Origin of the sequence: Bradyrhizobium pachyrhizi, assembly GCF_029714545.1 — a bacterium.
Lineage (GTDB): Bacteria > Pseudomonadota > Alphaproteobacteria > Rhizobiales > Xanthobacteraceae > Bradyrhizobium > Bradyrhizobium pachyrhizi.
This window is the reverse complement of sequence record NZ_CP121667.1, coordinates 5,565,594-5,585,583: the sequence shown is the minus strand read 5'-3', so window position 1 is coordinate 5,585,583 and position 19,990 is coordinate 5,565,594. Positions and strand designations below refer to the sequence as shown.

The window sequence follows — 19,990 nt, the reverse complement described above, 5'->3', positions numbered from 1 at the left end:
ATGAGCGATGCGTTCCGACCTCTCGCCGCAGGCGAGGCGAGGTGAAGCGGAGTGCGATGCTCGCGGCTCGAAGCAAGATCACCTGCTTCAGTGCCGCGCCAGCAGCACCACGATGATCAGGGCCAGGATCGCGCACAGCACCTTCCAGAAGGTCACGGGATCGCGGTCGTGCAGCGATTTGCGGGTGGTGACGGCGGGCCCAGCCCAGGTCGCGCCGTTTTCCAGTTCGTGGGCGAACTCGATGGCGTCGCCGAAGCGTTGTGCCGGGTCGACGCTGAGCGCCTTGCCGATCACCGCATCGAGCCAGGCCGGCAGATCCGGCCGGTAGCGCGACAGCGGCGCCGGCTTGCCGAAGCGCGGCCGCGAGAACGGCTCGATCTCGCCGAACGGATAGTTCGCGGTGAACATGCGGTAGACCGTGACGCCGAGCGCGAACAGGTCGGAGGCCTCGTCGCCGGCCTTGCCGCCGAACAGTTCGGGCGCCATGTAGCTCGCGGTGCCCGGAATGTCCTCGGCGGGAAAATCCTCGAGCAGCGGCACCCGCGCGACGCCGAGATCGACGAGGCGCAACCCGCCGTCCTTCAGCAGGATCACGTTGTCGGGCTTGATGTCGCGATGGATGATGCCGGCGCGGTGCAGCGCGGTGACCGCGCGCACCAGCTTGGTCGCGATCGCGATGCCGTCGGTGAGCGACAGCCGCGGCGCGCGGCCAAGCCGCTGCTCCAGCGTTTCGCCCTCGTAGAGCGGCATCGCCGAATAGAGCCTGGTCTGCCGCTCCGCCGGCACCTCGATGATCTCGCCGATCCAGAGGCTGCGCACGCGCGCGGCGACCCAGGCCTCGCGCACGAAGGCGAGGCGGTAGGAGCCTTCGCTCGCGACCCGCGGATGTGGAAACTTCAGCACCACTTCGCGGCCGGCGCGCTTGTCGGTCGCCTTGAACAGGCGGCTGTAGCGTCCGTCGGACAGGACGTCGCCGAGGCTGAAATCGTCGATCGTATCGCCGGTCACCGGCAAGTCGAGGATCGGCAGCGTCGCGATCGCGTGCGTAAGATCGTCGCGATCCGCCGGCGGCAGGTCGACGACGTCGAGCACCAGCGCGGTCGTGTTGTCGCTGCTGCCGGCCGCGAGGGCGGCATCGACGATGCCGCGCGCTGACTCGTCGGGCGGCGTGCGCTCCTCCAGCAATTGCTGGAGGCGCAAATCGCCGAGCGCACCGTGAACCCCGTCGCTGCAGATCAGCAGGCGATCATGTTGCCGGAGCCCGAGGGACGTGTAGTCGAAGCGGGCGAACTCCTCGAAACCGATGGCGCGGCTCAGCATGTGGGCGAGGTCGCCGCGGCCGGCGATATGATCCTGCGTCAGGCGTTCCAGCCGACCGTCGCTCAGGCGATAGGCACGGGTGTCGCCGATATGGATCACATGGCATTGCCGCCGTGACAGGATGATCGAGGAGAACGCGCAGGCCATGCCGCTGCGCGCGGCATCGACGCGGCCCTGGCCGTAGATCCAGCTGTTGGCGGCTTCCAGCGCCCGCGCTGCGCGGCGGCGGACGCCGAGCGTCTCGGGCAACGAATAATAGGCGTCGATGAAGCTGCGGACCGCGACCTCCGCGGCCTCGCGTCCGCCCTTGTGGCCGCCCACGCCGTCGGCGACCGCGGCCACGACGTCGCGGTGAACCGCGCCCGGCTGGCCGAGGCTGGCCGCGACATAGTCCTCATTGGCGGCGCGCTTGCCGGTCTCGCTGGCGAAGCCGACGCGCACCCCCAAGTCCCGTTGCGAACCATTCGCCACGTCCGAGCCCCGTCACGTTGCGGAGCGGAGTCCTCAGACGCGCGCTCCTGATACCGCGCCCCAGGTGGTGCGCCAACGGACCTTGACCATGGCAAGTCCGATGAAGCCAAGCAACGCCAGCCCGCCGAAGAACAGAAAGCCGGCCCCGAAGCCGCCGGTCATGCCCTTGGCGGCGCCGAGCGTCTGGGCAAGGAAGAAGCCGCCGACGCCGCCGGCGCAGCCGACCAGCCCGGTCATCAGGCCGATCTCGTGACGGAAGCGCAGCGGGATCAGCTGGAACACCGCGCCGTTGCCCATGCCGAGCGCCAGCACGCCGATCGAGAACAGCAGCACCGAGATCCAGGCAATGCGCGGCAATTCCGTCAACGCCCAGCCGGCCTGCGTCGGCGCCGTCGGGCCCTCCGGCATGAAGGCGATGACGAGATAGGCGGCGACCACGACACCGAACAGGATCGACAGCGAACGAATGCCGCCGATCCGGTCGGCGATCATGCCGCCGACGGGACGGAATCCCGAGCCGAACGCGACGATCAGCGCGACCAGCATGCCCGCCGCGACGCCGGAGACATGATACTGCACGGTGAAATAGAGCGGCAGCGCGTTGGCGAGGCCGACGAAGCCGCCGAAGGTGATGAAGTAGAAGAACATGAACCAGCGGCTGTCGGAATCCTTCAGCAGTGCGCCGTAGGCTTGCAGCGAGACCTTCTTGCGTTCGCCCGGCGCGTCCTTGGCTGCGAACGCGTAATAGGCGAGCACCATCAGCATCGGAATAAGCAGGCAGCCGAACACGGCCTGCCAGCCCCAATGCTCGGCAATGGTCGGCGCAAGCAGCGTGTCGAGCACGACGCCCATATTGCCGGCACCGGCGATGCCCATCACCACGCCCTGATATTGCGGCGGATACCAGCGGCTCGCCTGGGGCAGGGCGACGGCAAACGAGGCGCCGCCGACGCCGAGCGCAAGCCCGAACAGCTCGATCGCGAGCTTGCTGGTCAGCCCGAAGTGCCACACTGCAGCAGTCGCGGCGATCACGACGAGCTGGGCGATGATGCCGGTGCGCTTGGCGCCGATGATGTCGGCGAGAATGCCCATCGGTACGCGCAGCAGCGCGCCGGCGAGCACGGGAATGGCAACCAGGGTGAACTTCTCGTTCACGGCCAGATTCATGTCTCGCGCGATGTAGACAATCAGCGGTCCAAGCGCGACCCACGCCATGAAACTGATGTCGAAGTACAGGAACGCGGCAAGCAGTGTCGGCCAGTGACCTGCCTTCTTGAACTCGGCTAGCTTCATCGCAAGCATCTCGCGTTGATGCGGCGGAGGCAGCCGCAAAAGCGCGGCCATCTCGGGCGCAGACAAATGGAATGTTGGTGAATGGTGAGTGCGCTCGTCGTTGAGACGCACTCCGTCAACAGCTGTGGTCAGCAATTACCGTGCCATCGATCCGGTCGTGTCGCTTTGCTGTGCAGTCGCAAGACGTTGCCGCGCAATCGTGAACAGCGTTCCGCCTCCGCGCGTGGCGTGGCTTGCGGCAAGTGCCGCCGCGCAAACGCGCACGCTGGTGCTTTTTTGTGCGATGCGCCAAGTCCGTGCGATCGCGCATCAAATGCGATTTCGCGATTGCCATCGCGGCCCGCGATGCTGTGATGCACAAGAGATCATCGGCGTGGCTAAAATTTCGGCCGGCTGTCGCCGCAGCGCGCGAACCGACGGATTTTGATCGGCTGGAAACCTCTTGATTTTGCAGCCGGATTCGCCCGCTACGAGTTGGCACGCGTTTTGAATATCAATCAATAACGGAACATCGGTCGTCATCGAAGACGGTCTGCGCCCGCGGCTGGGCTTCCTACAACTCCAAACCTTTAACGGTGCCCATCAACGACGCACGCCGCGTCGCTGCGCAGCGCCGTCGGAATTGAAAGGCGGACCATGCTCGACAAAGTGACCAAGCAGAAGCTCGTGGTGATCGGCAACGGGATGGCCGGCATCCGGACGGTCGAGGCGCTGCTGGAGCGCGCCCCCGATCTCTACGACATCACGGTGTTCGGCTCCGAGCCCTACGGCAATTACAACCGCATCCTGCTGTCGCCGGTGCTCGCCGGAGAGAAGACCGTCGACGACATCATGCTCAACACCGTCGACTGGTACGAGGACAACAACATCACGCTGCGCAAGGGCGAGACGATCACCATGATCGATCGCCGCACCTGCGAAGTCGTCACCGAAGCCGGCGAGCGGGTGCCCTATGACCGCCTGCTGATCGCGACGGGCTCAAACCCGATCATGCTGCCGCTGCCGGGCAAGGACCTGCCGGGCGTGATCGGCTTCCGCGACATCTATGACGTCGATCGCATGATCAAGGCCTCGACCGACTATCGCAACGCGGTGGTGATCGGCGGCGGCCTGTTGGGCCTCGAAGCCGCCAACGGGCTGATGAAGCGCGGCATGAGCGTCACGGTCGTGCATCTGCTCGACACGCTGATGGAGCGTCAGCTCGATCCGGTGGCCGGCGGCCTGTTGCGCAAGTCGCTGGAAGAGCGCGGCATGGTGTTCAAGATGCCGGCGCAGACCCAGGCCATCCTGGGCGAGGACCGCGTCACCGGCGTGCGGTTCGGCGACGGCACCGAGCTGCCGGCCGATCTCGTGGTGATGGCGGTCGGCATCCGCCCGAATTTCGAGCTCGCCAAGAAGGCCGGGCTGTACTGCGAGCGCGGCATCGTCGTCTCCGACACCATGCAGACCTATGACGGCCGCATCTACGCGGTCGGCGAGTGCGTGCAGCACCGCCGCCAGACCTACGGTCTCGTCGCGCCGCTGTTCGACCAGGCCAAGGTCTGCGCCAACCACCTCGCGATGAAGGGCTTTGCCACCTATGACGGTTCGGTCACCTCGACCAAGCTGAAGGTCACCGGCATCGACCTGTTCTCGGCCGGCGACTTCGCGCCGGGGCCGGACAAGGAGGAGATCGTGCTGCAGGACGCCAACCGCGGCGTTTACAAGCGCATCATCCTGAAGGACAAGAAGATCGTCGGCGCCGTGCTCTATGGCGACACCATCGACGGCCCCTGGTACTTCCAGCATCTGCGTGACGGCACCGACGTCTCGCATATGCGCGAGCGCCTGGTGTTCGGCGCCGCCAATCTCGGCGACGGCGGCGTCAGCGGCCAGAGCTCGGTTGCCGCGATGAGCGACGAGACCGAGATCTGCGGCTGCAACGGCGTCTGCAAGGGTGCCATCGTCAAGGCGATCAGCGAGAAGAAGCTGTTCACGCTCGACGACGTCCGCGCCCATACCAAGGCATCGTCGTCCTGCGGCTCCTGCACCGGGCTCGTCGAGCAGGTCCTGGCGTTCACGCTCGGCGGCGACTATTCGGCGGCGCCGAAGGTCAAGCCGCTGTGCAAATGCACCGATCACAGCCACGACGACGTTCGCCGCGTGATCGTCGAGCAGCAGCTCAAGACCATTCCCGCGGTCATGCGCTTCATGGAGTGGAAGACCCTGAACGGCTGCCACTCCTGCCGTCCGGCGTTGAACTACTATCTGCTTGCGACCTGGCCCGGCGAATATCGCGACGACCAGCAGTCGCGCTTCATCAACGAGCGCGTCCACGCCAACATCCAGAAGGACGGCACCTATTCGGTCGTGCCGCGGATGTGGGGCGGCGTCACGACGCCGAGCGAGCTGCGCGCGATCGCCGACGTCGCCGAGAAGTTCAACATCCCGACGGTGAAGGTCACCGGCGGCCAGCGCATCGACCTGCTCGGCGTCAAGAAGGAGGACCTGCCGGCGGTATGGGCCGATCTCAACGACGCCGGCATGGTGTCGGGCCACGCCTACGCCAAGGGCTTGCGCACGGTGAAGACCTGCGTCGGCTCCGAATGGTGTCGCTTTGGCACCCAGGATTCCACCGGCCTCGGCGTCAAGCTCGAGAAGTTCATGTGGGGTTCGTGGACGCCGGCCAAGGTCAAGCTCGGCGTCTCCGGCTGCCCGCGCAACTGCGCGGAGGCGACCTGCAAGGACGTCGGCGTGGTCTGCGTCGACTCCGGTTACGAGATCCATTTCGCCGGCGCCGCCGGCTTGCACATCAAGGGCACCGAGTTCCTGACCAAGGTCGAGACCGAGGACGAATGCCTCGAGGTGATCGTGGCGCTGACCCAGCTCTACCGCGAGGAGGGCTGGTATCTCGAGCGCATGTACAAATGGTGCGACCGCGTCGGTCTCGAGCAGATCAGGAAGCGGGTGGTCGATGACGTTGCGAACCGCAAGGCGCTGTTCGCCCGCTTTGCCTATTCGCAGCAGTTCGCGCAGACCGATCCGTGGGCCGAGCGTGCCAGCCGCGGCGTCGACCGCAACGAGTTCGCGCCTCTCGCCGAATTGGAGCTCGCATGACCCAGTGGATCGAAATCGGCGCATTGACCGACATTCCGCGGCTCGGCTCGCGCGTGGTGCGCACGCCGGGCGGCAACATCGCGGTGTTCCGCACCGAGAGCGACGAGGTGTTCGCGCTCGACGACCGCTGCCCGCATAAGGGCGGGCCGCTGTCGCAGGGCATCGTGCACAACAAGCGCGTGACCTGTCCGCTGCATAATTTCGTCATCGAGCTGGCGAGCGGGCAGGCGGTCGCGCCCGACGAAGGCTGCACCCATACCCATCCGGCCAAGGTCGAGAACGGCGTTGTCTGGCTGTCGGTGCGGCAGGCGGCTGCGGTGAGCTGAGCGGCCGGGCATGTCCGTCAAGACCACGTGTCCCTATTGCGGTGTCGGCTGTGGCGTCATCGCGTCGAAGGACGCGGCGGGTGCCGTCACCGTCGAGGGCGACAGGCACCATCCGGCCAATCTCGGCCGGCTCTGCAGCAAGGGCTCGGCGCTCGCTGAGACCATCGATCTCGACGGACGCCTGCTTGAGCCTGTTGTCGACGGCGCGCCGGCGGCGTGGGACGATGCGCTCGGTCGCGTCGCCGATGGCTTTAGCAGGATCATACGCGAGCACGGGCCCGACGCGGTCGCGTTCTATGTTTCCGGCCAGCTGCTGACTGAGGACTATTACGTCATCAACAAGCTCGCCAAGGGCTTCGTCGGCACCGCCAATATCGACACCAATTCGCGGCTGTGCATGGCCTCCAGCGTCGCCGGGCACAAGCGCGCCTTCGGCAGCGACACCGTGCCGGGCTGCTATGAGGATCTCGAGCAGGCGGACTTGCTCGTGCTGGTAGGCTCCAACGCCGCCTGGTGCCATCCGATCCTGCACCAGCGCATGCTGGCGGCGAAGGAGAAGAACCCGGCCTGCAAGATCGTGGTGATCGATCCGCGCCGCACCGCGACCTGCGAAGGCGCCGATCTGCATCTGCCGCTGCGCTCGGGCAGCGACTCCGTGCTGTTCAACGGGCTGTTCGCCTTCCTCGCCGGCAGCAACGCGGTCGACCGCGGCTTTGTCGGCAATTGCACGACGGGGATCGTCGACGCGCTCAAGCAAATCGGCGGCCAGACCGTGGCGCAGACCGCGGCGACCTGCGGCCTGACCGAAGGCGCGGTCGGGCTGTTCTTCGACTGGTTCACGCGCACCGAGCGCGTCGTCACGCTGTATTCGCAAGGCATCAACCAGTCGTCGAGCGGCGTCGACAAGGTCAACGCCATCATCAATTGTCATCTGTTGACCGGGCGCATCGGCCGTCCCGGCATGGGTCCGTTCTCGCTGACCGGCCAGCCCAACGCGATGGGCGGCCGCGAGGTCGGCGGGCTCGCCAACCAGCTCGCCGCGCATATGGAGATCGAGAATCCCGCGCACCGCGAGCTGGTGCAGCGGTTCTGGCGTGCGCCAGTGATCGCGGAGAAGGCCGGGCTGAAAGCGGTCGACATGTTCGACGCGATCGCCGACGGCCGCATCAAGGCGGTGTGGATCATCTCGACCAATCCGGTGGTGAGCTTGCCGGATGCCGATCGCGCCCGCGCCGCACTCGACGCCTGCGAGCTCGTCGTGGTGACGGATTGCATGCGCGACACCGACACCACGCGCCATGCCGACGTGCTGCTGCCGGCGCTGGCGTGGGGCGAGAAGGATGGCACCGTCACCAATTCCGAGCGCCGGATCTCGCGGCAGCGGCCGTTTCTCGCGGCGCCGGGCGAGGCGCGCGCCGACTGGCGCATCATCTGCGACGTCGCCGGTCGGATGGGATATTCGGGCTTCGACTACGCTTCGGTCGCCGAAGTGTTCCGCGAGCACGCCGAACTGTCGGGCTTCGAGAATAGCGGCCGGCGCGATTTCGATATCTCGGCGCTGGCGGCGCTCGACGACGGCGCTTATGACGCGCTGGCGCCGGTGCAGTGGCCGGTGACATCAGACTATCCGGCCGGCACGCCGCGGATGTTCGAGAGCCAGCAATTCTTTACGCCGGACCGCAAGGCGCGCTTCGTGCCGGTGGCGCCGCGCGCGGCGCGCAATGCGACCAGCCGTGACTATCCGCTGGTGCTCAACACCGGCCGCGTGCGCGATCAGTGGCACACCATGACCCGGACCGGCAAAACCGGACGATTGATGGCGCATGTTTTCGAGCCCTATGCCGAGTTTCACCCCGAGGATGCGCGACAGGCCGGGCTGCAAAACGAGGGTCTGGTGCGGCTGACCAGCAGCTGGGGCGAGATGATCGCGCGCGTCGTGGTCAGCGCCGACCAGCGCCGCGGCTGCGTGTTCGTGCCGATGCACTGGAACGCGGAGTTCGCCGGCGAGGGACGCGTCAACGCGCTGGTCAATCCGGCGACGGATCCGCTGTCCGGCCAGCCTGAGTCCAAGCACACGCCGGTCAAGGCCGATCCTTACGCGCCGAAATGGCACGCCTTCATCCTGAGCCGTGACGCGATCAGGCGTCCGGCAAGCGGCTATTGGGTTTACGGCAAGGCCGGCGATTGCACGCGGCTGGAGCTCGCGCTCGACACTCGCCCGGAGAGCTGGCGCGACTGGGCGAGGGCACAGCTCGGCCTCGAAGGTGTCGAGATCGAATGGCTCGCCTATCGCGATCCGGCGGCGGGACGCTTCCGCTACGCGGCGGTGCGCGACGGCCGGCTCGAGGGCTGCGTGTTCATCGCGCCCGATCACACGCTGCCGTCGCGGGCCTGGCTGACCGGGCTGTTCGCCGAGCAGCAATTGTCGGCCAATGCGCGGATGTCGCTGCTCGCCGGACGGCCGTTCGGCGCGGGCGAGGATGTCGGCCCGATCGTCTGCTCCTGCTTCAGCATCGGACGGCACCAGATCACCGCCGAGATCAGGAAGGGCGCCGACAGCGTCGATGCGATCGGCCGCTGCCTCAAGGCCGGCACCAATTGCGGCGGCTGCAAGCCCGAGATCGGCAAGCTGATCGGCGCCACCGCACAGCCGCGGCAGGCGATCGCGTCCTGAGCCGCTTGATCCGCTCGGTATCCGAGGCCTCTTTGAGCATGATCTTCTCGGAAAACCGCTTCGCACTTTTCCGGATCATGCTCTAGCAGCCGCGGCAGATGCTCTTCAGCTTGCTGTTGAGCAGGCGGTCCTCCTCATCCGAGGCTGCCTTGGTATAGGCATCGTTGCCGCGGCGTCTGTCCTCAGCAAATCCGCCGGCGCTATCGGCGCCGCCCGCGTGCATGCCGTGACTGTGCCCGCCGCCATGGCCGCGGCCGCCGCGCGCGTCCACCGGCGGCATTGCGGCCGCAAACAGCGTCAGCAGCAGCCCGACCGTCGTGATCGTCCGCATGGTTTCCTCCCCGTCGCGGCAAAATACCGCTGACGCTGCGGCAAATCGGTGTCGGCCATCTTCACAATTTCGCGTGGCGGCAATCGCCCGATTCTCGCAGCCGGTTCCCCGGGGCTGCCCCCCCGGTGCGTCGCACATAGGCCGTCCGGGGATGGCTTCATGCCGACAATGCAGTGCTCGCCACACCAAAATGGTGTATCGGCAGGCTTGAGCGCGCCCGGGCAGCGGTCGGGCGCCGAATAATCAAGATATCGCAAGATTTGGAGGAAGGTTCATGTCGGCTCTGCCACTCTCGGGCATCAAGATTCTCGACCTGACGCGGGTGCTCGCGGGCCCGCTGTCGGCCCAGATGCTGGCGGATCTCGGCGCCGAGGTGATCAAGATCGAACGGCCCGGCGGCGGCGACGACGCCCGCGCCTTCGGCCCGCCCTATCTCGCCGATCCCGAAGGCAAGCAGAACAACAACAACTCGTTCTACCTCTGCGCCAACCGCAACAAGAAGTCGGTCACCGTCAACATTGCCAAGCCGGAAGGGCAGGCGATCATCCGCGAGCTCGCCAAGACCGCGGACGTGATGATGGAGAACTACAAGGTCGGCGACCTCAAGCGTTACGGCCTCGACTACGAGACCATCAAGCAGCTCAACCCCGGCATCATCTATTGCTCGGTGACGGGTTTCGGCCAGACCGGACCTTACGCGCCGCGCGCCGGCTATGACGCGATTCTGCAGGCGATGGGCGGCCTGATGAGCGTCACCGGCCATATCGACGGCGAGCCCGGCGAGGGCCCGATGAAGGTCGGCCCCTCGATCGTCGACTACATGACCGGCATGAACACCTCGATCGGCATCCTCTCGGCGCTCTACCATCGCGACGCCAACAACGGGGAAGGGCAGCATATCGACGTCTGCCTGTTCGACACCGTGATCGCGTCGCTGTCGCACTGGCTGCAGATCTACCTCGTCAATGGCAAGACCCCGCCACGCCGCGGCACCTGGGGCAATGGCGGCATGCCGGCCGGCGTGTTCCGCTGCACCGACGGCGAGCTGATGCTGGTGGTCGGCAATGACGGCCAGTTCCAGCGCACATGCGCCGTGCTCGGCGAGCCCGAGCTCGCCAACGACAAGCGCTTCGTCAAGAACAACGACCGCGTCGTGCACGGCAAGGAGATCATGGCGATCTTCGCCGGGCTGTTCCTGAAGCACCCGGTGGCCTACTGGCTGGAGAAGCTCGAGGAGGCCGGCGTGCCGTCGGGCCCGATCAACAATTTCGAGCAGGTCTTCAGCGATCCGCACGTGCAGTCGCGCGGCATGCGGGTCAAGGTCGACCATCCCTTCGAGCCCAACCTGTCGCTGATCCGCAACGCGCTGACCTTCTCGGGCACGCCGATCACCGAATACCGCGCCCCCCCGCTGCTCGGCGCCGACACCAAGGAAGTCCTGGCGACCATCGGCTATGACGACGCCAAGGTCGAGGGACTGAAGGCGCAGGGGATTCTGTAGGCGCTGACTTCGAGGCCGCGGGCGGTGGAGTTTCTCCGTCATCCTGAGGTGCGAGCTCTTGCGAGCCTCGAAGGATGAACAGCCCCGCTGGTGGCCGTCGACCCTTCGAGACGCGCGCAAGGGCGCGCTCCTCAGGGTGACGGGACCAGGGTCGTCATTCCGCAGAAACACTTCGGCCGATGTCGAACCATCATTGACATCCGCCTGTTAGATTGGCGCCATCGATCCCTCATCGAAGGTGCCAATCATGAAACGCGAAGTGGTCCGCGTCGAGCCGATCTCGAACTGGCTGGAACGCTGGAAGGCGCCGGCATCGGCGGTCACGCGCGCCGGCAACATGGTGTTCGTCTCCGGCCTGCCACCGTTCGATCCCGCAACCGGCGAGATCGCCGCCGGCGCGTCGATCGAGCGGCAGAGCGAGCTGGTGATGGAGCAGCTCAAGCAATGCCTCGAGGCTGCGGGTGCCACGCTCGACAATGTGATGAAGTGCAACGTGTTCTGCACCTCGGCAAAGCACTTCACAACCTTCAACGCAGTCTATGCAAGGTACTTCCCGCACCAGCCGCCGGCGCGGATCTTCGTCTGCATCCCGGAATGGACCGGGCCGTTCGACGTCGAGATCGACTGCATCGCGATGGTCTAGGGGCAGGGCGCCGTAGCGGCATCCTCGCTTCAGAGATCCTGCCGCGTCAGCCGCCCGTGCATCGCGACCGTTCGCGGCGCCGGCTTGCTCGGCACGTCGCCCATCGTCAGTGCCATTACCGAGACCGTGACCACGCGGTCGATGATGGCGCGGACGTCGTCGAGGTCGCATTTGCCTTCCGACAGCCGCAGCAGGCGTTCCTTCTCGCGGATGGTGTGGTGCGCCATCGCGAGTGCGAAGTGCAGGCCCCAATAGAGCTCGGTGTCGCTGCTGGCCGGCATCGCGCGGCGCATCGCGGCGGCGAACTTGCGCAAGTGATCGACCTCGCGATTCTTGATGCGGCGGATCGGCGGCACGGATTCGATCGAGGCGCGGATCATGAAGCGCGCCGCGGTCGAGCCCTCGCGATCCGGCCCGAGGCAGCCGCGCAAGGTGGGGCCGACAAGGGCGCGCATGATGTCCTCGATCGAGGCGCGGCCGCCGCCTTTTTCCTCCGCCGCCCGCAGTTCGTTGAGGCGCTCGCGGTTGGTCTGGATGCTGCGGGTGACGAACAGCTCCGCGATCAATTCGTCCTTGGAGCCGAAATGATAGTTCACCGCCGCGAGGTTGACGTTCGCCTCCGCGACGATGTCGCGCAGCGTGACGTCGCCGAAGCCGCGGTCGGCATAGAGCCGCTCGGCGGCGGCGAGAATGGCGGATCGGGTCTGGTCGCTGGCCATGGCTGAGAGCCTCCGGTCATTCCGGGGCGATGCGCAGCATCGAACCCGGAATCTCGCTCCACAATTTCCGGATTCCGGGTTCAGCCCTGCGGGCTACCCCGGAATGACGAACGCGAGGTTGCATTTCAAACATTTGTATGAAACTATCGTTTGAAGAGCCGGAAATGTCAATCCGCTGATCGCGGGCGGTCTTCCGGCACACCACCGCCGCCCTTCCGCGAACGCCCTTGCGAGCCGCGGGGGCGGGGTCAACAATGTCGACAAATGGCTACGGCCCAGGTCAGCGGCCCAAGTCTAGGAAACGAGGAGCGTCCCATGGATTTCACGATGTCGCCCAAGCAGAAGGAGTGGCTGGAGCGCGTTCAGGCCTTCATGAAAACGCATGTCCGCCCGGCCGTGCCGATCTACGAGAAGCAGGACGCCGAGGGCCCGCGCTGGAAGGTGATTCCGATCCTCGAGGATCTGAAGAAGAAGGCGAAGGCCGAAGGCCTCTGGAACATGTTCATGCCGCCGTCCTCACATGAGGACGACGAATTCCATGGCGCGGGATTGACCAATCTCGAATACGCGCTGCTGTCGGAAGAGATGGGTCGCATCTCCTGGGCGTCCGAAGTGTTCAACTGCTCCGCCCCCGATACCGGCAACATGGAAGTGTTCATCCGCTACGGCACCAAGGAGCAGAAGCGCAAATGGCTGCGCCCGCTGATGGACGGCGAGATCCGCTCCGCCTTCCTGATGACCGAGCCTGCGGTTGCTTCGTCCGACGCCACCAACATCGAGACCCGCATCGAGAAGGATGGCGATCACTACGTCATCAACGGCCGCAAATGGTGGTCGTCGGGCGTCGGCGATCCCCGCTGCAAGATCGCGATCCTGATGGGCAAGACCGACTTCAACGCCGCCAAGCATCAGCAGCAGTCGCAGATCCTGGTGCCGCTCGACACCCCCGGCATCAAGGTCGAGAAGATGCTGCCGGTGTTCGGTTTCGACGATGCGCCGCACGGCCACGCCCAGGTGCTGCTCGAGAATGTGCGCGTGCCGAAGGAAAACATCCTGCTCGGCGAGGGCCGCGGCTTCGAGATCGCGCAGGGCCGGCTCGGTCCGGGCCGTATCCATCACTGCATGCGCACCGTCGGCCAGGCCGAGGAGGCGCTGGAGAAGATGGTGAAGCGGCTCGCCTCGCGCACCGCGTTCGGCAAGAAGATCATCGAGCATTCGGTCTGGGAGCAGCGCATCGGCGATGCCCGCACCGACATCGAGATGAACCGTCTGCTCTGCCTCAAGGCCGCCGACATGATGGACAAGGTCGGCAACAAGACCGCGCAGGCCGAGATCGCGATGATCAAGGTCGCGGCGCCCAACATGGCGCTCAAGATCATCGACCAGGCGATTCAGGCCTTTGGCGGCGGCGGCGTCTCCGACGACGCCGGGCTGGCTCGCGCCTATGCCCACATCCGCACGCTCCGTCTCGCCGACGGTCCGGACGAGGTGCACAATCGCGCCATTGCCAGACTTGAACTTCGGAAGTATGCAAACACGTCGCACTGAGCATGATGCGGAACGCATGGCGTTCGCGCGCACATCGTGCTCAGAATGAAAAAGAGAGATCAGGCTGGCGTGCCAGCCTGATTGAGGGAGCGCCCCGACGCGCTCCTTGAAAAATCGAGTTGAGGGAGCGTCATCGTGGCGGACGGCGTCAGGAAAGACGAAGAATTTTCCGGCACAAGGGAAGTCGAGGAGCGCCATCGTATCAACGAGGCCAGTCTCGACGCCTGGATGAGGGAACACGTCGAAGGCTATCGGGGCCCGCTCACGGTCCTGCAGTTCAAGGGTGGCCAGTCCAACCCGACCTACAAGCTGGAGACCCCCGGCCGCAACTACGTGATGCGGCGCAAGCCGTTCGGTAAATTGTTGCCGTCGGCGCATGCGGTCGATCGCGAGTTCCGCGTGATCGCGGCGCTTGGCAAGCAGAATTTCCCGGTCGCGAAAGCCTACGCGCTGTGCACCGACGACGCGGTGATCGGCTCGGCCTTCTACATCATGTCGATGGAGGAGGGGCGGGTGTTCTGGGATCCGACGCTGCCGAGCCAGGAGCCCGACGCGCGGCGCAAGATCTTCGCCAGCAAGATCGAGACGCTGGCCAAGCTTCATCTGTTCAATCCCGAGACGATCGGTCTCGGCGACTTCGGCAAGCCCGGCAATTATTTTGCGCGGCAGGTCGATCGCTGGACCAAGCAGTACCGTGCCTCCGAAACCCAGCACATTCCCGAATTCGAGAAGCTCGCCGAGTGGCTGCCGAAAACCGTTCCGGAGCAGAAGCGCGTCTCGATCGTTCATGGCGACTATCGCCTCGACAACATGATCTTCCACGCCACCGAGCCGCGGGTGCAGGCGGTGCTCGACTGGGAACTGTCGACGCTCGGCGATCCCATGGCCGACTTCACCTACCTCTTGATGCAGTGGACCATGCCGGGCCTCGTCAATGCCGACCTCAAGGCACTGAACATTCCGAGCCAGGATGAGGCGGCGCAGATCTACTGCGACGTGACCGGCATCCCGGTGCCCGACCTGAACTGGTATTTCTCCTACAATCTGTTCCGCCTTGCGGGCATCACGCAGGGCATCGCGGGCCGGGTCCGCGACGGCACCGCGGCGAATGCCAAGGCCCTCGAGTCGGCCAAGCGCACCGTGCCGCTGTCGCAGGCGTCATGGGAATACGCGCAGAAGGCCGGCGCTACCTGATCCGAATGCGGCGCGGTCCCACAGGGTTCGCGCCGCTTCTCTTTCTACCTCGCCCCGCTTGCGGGGAGAGGTCGGACCGCATGCAGCGAAGCGAAATGCGATCCGGGTGAGGGGGTACCGGACTATCCACGCACATCGCTTGCGGAGAGAGCCCCTCACCGAAATCCCCGAAGAGCGGCCTTCGCTCGTCTCGGCCCCCGCAAGAGCGGGGCGAGGGAGCACTAGGCCGATCGCGATTCCAAAAGTTCGCGCCACTGCTGCAAGGTGCGGCATGTTTCCGCATTGTAGCCATCTGTGACTTGAGTTCGCGCTGCCGCTTTGGCAAGTCAGTCCGGTCAACGCCCGCCCTGGTCCTGATCGGACATTTTCATTTTGACCCTCTCCTCGAATCTTCGCGGCAGCCTGTTCATGGCTGCGGCCATGGCCAGCTTCACGGTCAACGACACCATCACCAAGGCGGTGTCGGCGGAGCTCAACATCGGCGAGATCCTGCTGGTGCGCGGCCTGGTTGCGATGGTGCTGGTCGCGGCGCTCGCCTGGTACCGTGACGCGCTGCGCAGTTTCAGCGTGCTGCTGATCTGGCCGGTCGGGCTGCGCGTCCTTGGCGAGATCGGCGGCACGCTGACCTATCTCTCCGCGATCGCGCAAATCCCGCTCGCCAACGCCTCGGCGATCTTCCAGGCGCTGCCGCTGGTCATCACGCTGGGCGCGGCGCTGGTGTTCGGCGAGCCGGTCGGCTGGCGGCGATGGCTTGCGATCGCCGCCGGCTTCATCGGCGTGCTCGTCATCGTTCGGCCCGGCGCGGAAGGTTTCAGCCAGGCTGCGCTGCTGGCGCTGGCGTCGGTCGGGTTCTGCGCGGTGCGCGATCTCGCGACCCGCCGCATCCCGAAGCATCTGCCGACGGTGTTCATCACGCTGCTCACCACCGTGACCGTGACGACGGCAGGTGCTGTCGTCCTTGTCCCGCTCGGCGGCTGGCGGGCGCCGTCCGGCAATGCGCTCGGCCTGCTCACATTGGCCGCGGTCCTGATCCTGATCGGTTATCAGTGCATCATCGTGTCACTGCGAACCGGCGACATCTCGGCGGTGGCGCCGTTCCGCTACACCGCGCTGCCGTGGGCGATGCTGACGGGCTATCTCGCCTTCGGCCACAAGCCCGACGGTCCAATGCTCGCGGGTGCCGCGATCATCGTCGCTTCCGGCCTCTATGCCTTCTACCGCGAGCGCAAGCGCGACAAGCTCCGTCCCGCCGCGACCGGACCGGGCCTGCCGCCGGATGGGCTGTGAGGCATCCGTGATCCGTAGGATGGGTGGAGCGCAGCGATACCCATCATGACGCCGCTGATACGAGGTGATGGGTTTCGCTTCGCTCTACCCATCCTACGCAATCATTTGCGAATCACTTCGCACAATGTGCGATCAGCCGTGCGACGAATGCGCCGCAAGCCTCGAGCTGCGACATCTCGACGAACTCGTCCGGCGTATGCGCCTGTGCGATCGAGCCGGGGCCGACCACGACGGACGGCACGTCCGCCATGCTGACGAACAGGCTGGCCTCGGTGCCGAAGGCGACCTTGGCGTGGTCGTTGCGGCCAGCAAATTGCTTGGCGAGCGTGACGATGGCGGCGTCGGCGGCGGTGTCGAGTGCGGGATAATCGAGGATCTCCTCGAAGTCGATGCCGCATTCCGGGTGCCGCTTGCGCATGTCAGGCTCGATCTCGGCCTTCGCCCAGGCGATGATCGCGTCCGTCACCTCTCTCGACTCGGTGATACCGATGCCGCGGCATTCGAATTCCACCACGCAACTGTCGGGCACGATGTTCAGCGCGGCGCCGCCGTGCACGATGCTGGTGAGCAGGGTCGAGTGCGGGACATCGTAGAGGCTGCCTTGTTCGGCATCCGCGGCCAGCAACGCGGCGCGGCGGCGGATCTCGGTGATGAGGTCGGCGGCATATTCGATGGCGTTGACGCCGTCGGGCGTGATCGAGGAGTGGCGGGCGAGCCCGCGGAAGGTAGCGCGCACGCCGTGCTTGCCTTTGTGCCCGATGATCACCTGCATCTGGGTCGGCTCGCCGACGAAACAGCCGAGTGGCCTGATCGGCTTGCGCGCGACCTCGCGCAGCATCGGACGCACGCCGACGCAACCGATTTCCTCGTCATAGGAGATGGCAAGATTGATCGGCGTCTTCAGATCGGCCGCGAGCATCTCGGGAACCATCGCGAGGCAGACGGCGACAAAGCCTTTCATGTCGGTGGTGCCGCGGCCGTACAGCCGGCGATCGCGCTCGACGAGCTCGAACGGGTTGTGGCTCCAGTCCTGTCCCACAACCGGCACGACATCGGTATGCCCCGACAGCACCAGCCCGGCCTTGTCCTCGGGGCCGATCGTGACCCACAACGAGGATTTCTGCCCGGTTTCATCGACGATGCGTTGCCCCGTGAGGCCAAGCGAGGCGAGGTAGCGCTCGATGTAGTCGATCAGGGGCAGATTGCTGCGGTCGCTGACGGTGTCGAAGACGACGAGGTCGGCCAATAGCTTGCGGATGCGGTCGGAACGTTGATTTTGCATTGCCTGTTCGTTTGCGAGGGGATTGTGCGAGGAACTACGCGTGTACGGGCGATCCTGCCAGCGAAGTATAGCAGCTGGTTGGCCTGCCAAGGCCAAGCAATATTCGGACCGTTGCCGGCGGTTATTGCAGGTCCAGGCCTGTAGGATGGGGAGAGCGAAGCGAAACCCATCGAATATATCCGCGCGGCGAGATGATGGGTTTCGTGGAGCTTATCATCGGGTCGCGCGCGTTGCGCGGACCTAGGGCGGAACGAAAGGCAAGACTTGGGCGATTCAAGACTCGGGCGATTCATGTCGCGAGAATGCGAAACTGTATCCCCATTCTCGGCTGTCATCCGCCCGGCTCGGACCGGGCGATCCAGTACGTCGCGGCCTCTCGGCTCAAGCACAGACGTCTCTGGAATACTGGATCACCCGCGCGTGCGCGGGTGATGACACCGCGCATTTGTCATCATGAATCGGAGACCATCCACTGCCGTCGTCCCGGCGAAGGCCGGGACCCATAACCACCAATGCTGCTTGTTGCGCGACGTCGGAACGACGAGTCCCGCTCACAACTCCGGCTGCGGAGTATGGGTCCCTGCTTTCGCAGGGACGACAGTGGTGGATGTGGCCGCGTCACCGCGCCATTCGGACTTCACCGGCCCAGCGAACGGAGACGGCCTCGCTAGATCGGCTTGCCCGTATACGGCATCGATGCGGTGAGGCCGCCGTCGACCGGGATGGCCTGGCCGTTGACGTAGGACGCATCATCGCTTGCCAGGAACAATCCCATCGCGGCGAGCTCGTGCGGCTGGCCGGCGCGCTTGAGCGGATTGAGCTGGCCGATCTTGTCCTGGGTGCCGCGCTCCTTGGCGCGATCGAACACCGGCTTGGTCATGCCGGTTTCGATCAGGCCCGGGCACACCGCATTGATGCGCACGCCGGTGCCGGAGAGCGAGTAGGCGGTGGTCTGCACCAGGCTGATGACGCCGGCCTTGCTCGCGCCGTAGGGATGTCCGCTGGCACCCGACTTCAGGCCCGCGACGGAAGCGGTGCAGACGATCGAGCCAAAGCCCTGCCTGGTCATGTGCGGGATCGAATGCTTGATCGCGAGGAACGGGCCGATCAAATTGACGCGCAGCACTTCCTGCCAGTGTTCGACGGTCTGGTCGGCGAGCGGGACGAGGCCGCCGCTGACACCGGCATTGGCCCAGATCGCATCGAGCTTGCCGTACTTCGAAACCGCCTTCTCGATGAAGGCCTTCACGTCGCTCTCCGAGCCGGCATCGGCGGTGACGGCCTCGACGGTGCCGCCGGCATCGCGCACCAGCTTGGCGGTCTCGTTCACGCCCTCGGTTCGATCGACCGCGATCAGCTTGGCGCCTTCTCTGGTGAACAGCAGCGAGGCGGCGCGGCCGATGCCGCTGCCAGCGCCGGTGATGATGACGGATTTGCCTTCGAGGCGGCCCATGATTTTCTCCCTGTTCACGTGATCCGCGGCGCCTCTGCCGCGCGACGGAATTCAAACAAAATTTCAAACGTCCGAAGCACTTGAGACGATGTGCGGCGTGACGTACAGCGAGACGGGACACTATTGAAGGGCTCATCCGATGTCCAATCCAGACAAACCTGACGTGACGGTGACGCGGTGGTGGTGGGTTCGCCACGCGCCGGTGCGCAGCGACGGCGGCAACATCTACGGACAAGAGGATATCGACTGCGATACCGGCGATGTCGAGGTGTTCGAGGCGGTCGCCAAGATGCTGCCGCGCAACGCCGTCTGGTATTCGAGCAATTTGAAGCGCACGCACAAGACCGCGGACGCGATCTGGGCTGCCGGGTTTCCAAAGCCGGAAAGCATGACGCAGGAACGCGACTTCGCCGAGCAGCATCTCGGTCAATGGCAGGGTATGAACCGCGCCGCGTTTCTCGCCAGTCGTCCGCCGGGTACGGCCTGGTTCGCCGACGTCAACGATCCCGCGCCCGGCGGCGAGAGCTACATGGATCTCTACACCCGCGTCTGCCGCACCATTGTGCGGATCACCGCCGCGGAAGCGGGCAGGAATATCATCGCCGTCGGCCATGGCGGCGTGATCAAGGCCGCGGTCGGGCTGGCGCTCGGCGGCCAGCCGGACAGGGGGCTGTCGTTCGATATCGATAATGTCTCGGTGACGCGACTTGATCACATCGCGAGCGCAGGCCTGTCGACCTGGCGCTTGCCGATGGTGAACCAGCAGCCGTGGATTGCCGATCCGCGCCACGCCGCGATGCATCAGCCATCCGGGCCTGAAGTCAGGCCGGCGAGCAAGCTTGCGTGATTGCT

15 protein-coding genes are annotated in these 19,990 nt (G+C 65.5%); 9 read left to right on the top strand and 6 right to left on the bottom strand.

The window, feature by feature from the left end:
- Positions 1 to 87: 87 nt before the first annotated feature.
- Both QA639_RS26420 and QA639_RS26415 read right to left on the bottom strand, forming a co-directional pair.
- On the bottom strand, positions 88 to 1,761 hold the full coding sequence (locus QA639_RS26420; RefSeq protein WP_028335425.1) for a bifunctional protein-serine/threonine kinase/phosphatase: 1,674 nt from the start codon (positions 1,759 to 1,761) through the stop codon (positions 88 to 90).
- A gap of 63 nt (positions 1,762 to 1,824) precedes the next feature.
- Complete coding sequence (locus tag QA639_RS26415; protein ID WP_028335426.1) at positions 1,825 to 3,084, bottom strand: MFS transporter; 1,260 nt, start codon at positions 3,082 to 3,084, stop codon at positions 1,825 to 1,827.
- 636 nt (positions 3,085 to 3,720) lie between these two features.
- Here QA639_RS26415 and nirB point away from each other — a divergent pair.
- Genes nirB through QA639_RS26400 form a run of 3 tightly spaced genes read left to right on the top strand, consistent with a single transcriptional unit; the run spans position 3,721 to position 9,180 of the window.
- Positions 3,721 to 6,180 (top strand): nitrite reductase large subunit NirB, encoded by a 2,460-nt coding sequence (nirB, locus tag QA639_RS26410; protein WP_028335428.1) that lies wholly within the window; start codon positions 3,721 to 3,723, stop codon positions 6,178 to 6,180.
- Entirely contained in the window at positions 6,177 to 6,506 is a 330-nt protein-coding gene (gene nirD / locus QA639_RS26405) for a nitrite reductase small subunit NirD (protein ID WP_028335429.1), read from the top strand. Before nirB ends, nirD begins: the two co-directional genes overlap by 4 nt.
- Before the next feature lie 10 nt (positions 6,507 to 6,516).
- On the top strand, positions 6,517 to 9,180 hold the full coding sequence (locus QA639_RS26400; protein WP_283087652.1) for a nitrate reductase: 2,664 nt from the start codon (positions 6,517 to 6,519) through the stop codon (positions 9,178 to 9,180).
- A gap of 82 nt (positions 9,181 to 9,262) precedes the next feature.
- Here the strand turns inward: QA639_RS26400 and QA639_RS26395 are convergent, their stop codons facing one another.
- Positions 9,263 to 9,511, bottom strand: coding sequence for a hypothetical protein (locus tag QA639_RS26395; RefSeq protein ID WP_028335431.1), 249 nt, complete (start codon positions 9,509 to 9,511; stop codon positions 9,263 to 9,265).
- Between the two features lie 274 nt (positions 9,512 to 9,785).
- On the opposite strand from QA639_RS26395, the gene QA639_RS26390 reads away from it, so the two are divergent.
- Both QA639_RS26390 and QA639_RS26385 read left to right on the top strand, forming a co-directional pair.
- Positions 9,786 to 11,012 (top strand): CaiB/BaiF CoA transferase family protein, encoded by a 1,227-nt coding sequence (locus QA639_RS26390; RefSeq protein ID WP_028335432.1) that lies wholly within the window; start codon positions 9,786 to 9,788, stop codon positions 11,010 to 11,012.
- Positions 11,013 to 11,259: 247 nt separating this feature from the next.
- Complete coding sequence (locus QA639_RS26385) at positions 11,260 to 11,655, top strand: Rid family hydrolase (protein WP_028335433.1); 396 nt, start codon at positions 11,260 to 11,262, stop codon at positions 11,653 to 11,655.
- Between the two features lie 29 nt (positions 11,656 to 11,684).
- Here QA639_RS26385 and QA639_RS26380 read toward each other — a convergent pair whose 3' ends face one another.
- A complete protein-coding gene (locus tag QA639_RS26380) occupies positions 11,685 to 12,374 on the bottom strand; it encodes a TetR/AcrR family transcriptional regulator (RefSeq protein ID WP_157348447.1) in 690 nt (229 codons plus the stop codon).
- Positions 12,375 to 12,689: 315 nt separating this feature from the next.
- On the opposite strand from QA639_RS26380, the gene QA639_RS26375 reads away from it, so the two are divergent.
- The 3 genes from QA639_RS26375 to QA639_RS26365 all read left to right on the top strand — a co-directional run bounded on the left by QA639_RS26375 (position 12,690) and on the right by QA639_RS26365 (position 16,403).
- The gene (locus QA639_RS26375; protein WP_028335435.1) at positions 12,690 to 13,922 is read left to right on the top strand and encodes an acyl-CoA dehydrogenase family protein; all 1,233 of its coding nucleotides are present in this window, start codon (positions 12,690 to 12,692) and stop codon (positions 13,920 to 13,922) included.
- 135 nt (positions 13,923 to 14,057) lie between these two features.
- The gene (locus QA639_RS26370) at positions 14,058 to 15,116 is read left to right on the top strand and encodes a phosphotransferase family protein (protein ID WP_050384824.1); all 1,059 of its coding nucleotides are present in this window, start codon (positions 14,058 to 14,060) and stop codon (positions 15,114 to 15,116) included.
- Between the two features lie 372 nt (positions 15,117 to 15,488).
- Complete coding sequence (locus QA639_RS26365; protein ID WP_050384825.1) at positions 15,489 to 16,403, top strand: DMT family transporter; 915 nt, start codon at positions 15,489 to 15,491, stop codon at positions 16,401 to 16,403.
- A 112-nt stretch (positions 16,404 to 16,515) separates the two neighbouring features.
- On the opposite strand, the gene argE is transcribed toward QA639_RS26365, so the two are convergent.
- A complete protein-coding gene (gene argE / locus QA639_RS26360; RefSeq protein WP_157348448.1) occupies positions 16,516 to 17,685 on the bottom strand; it encodes an acetylornithine deacetylase in 1,170 nt (389 codons plus the stop codon).
- A gap of 667 nt (positions 17,686 to 18,352) precedes the next feature.
- On the bottom strand, positions 18,353 to 19,138 hold the full coding sequence (locus tag QA639_RS26355; RefSeq protein ID WP_157348449.1) for an SDR family NAD(P)-dependent oxidoreductase: 786 nt from the start codon (positions 19,136 to 19,138) through the stop codon (positions 18,353 to 18,355).
- Positions 19,139 to 19,277: 139 nt separating this feature from the next.
- Between QA639_RS26355 and QA639_RS26350 the strand changes: the two genes are divergently transcribed.
- Positions 19,278 to 19,985 carry a histidine phosphatase family protein gene (locus QA639_RS26350; RefSeq protein ID WP_283087651.1) on the top strand — a complete coding sequence of 236 codons (708 nt, stop codon included), beginning with the start codon at positions 19,278 to 19,280 and terminating at the stop codon, positions 19,983 to 19,985.
- The last annotated feature ends 5 nt before the right edge of the window (positions 19,986 to 19,990 follow it).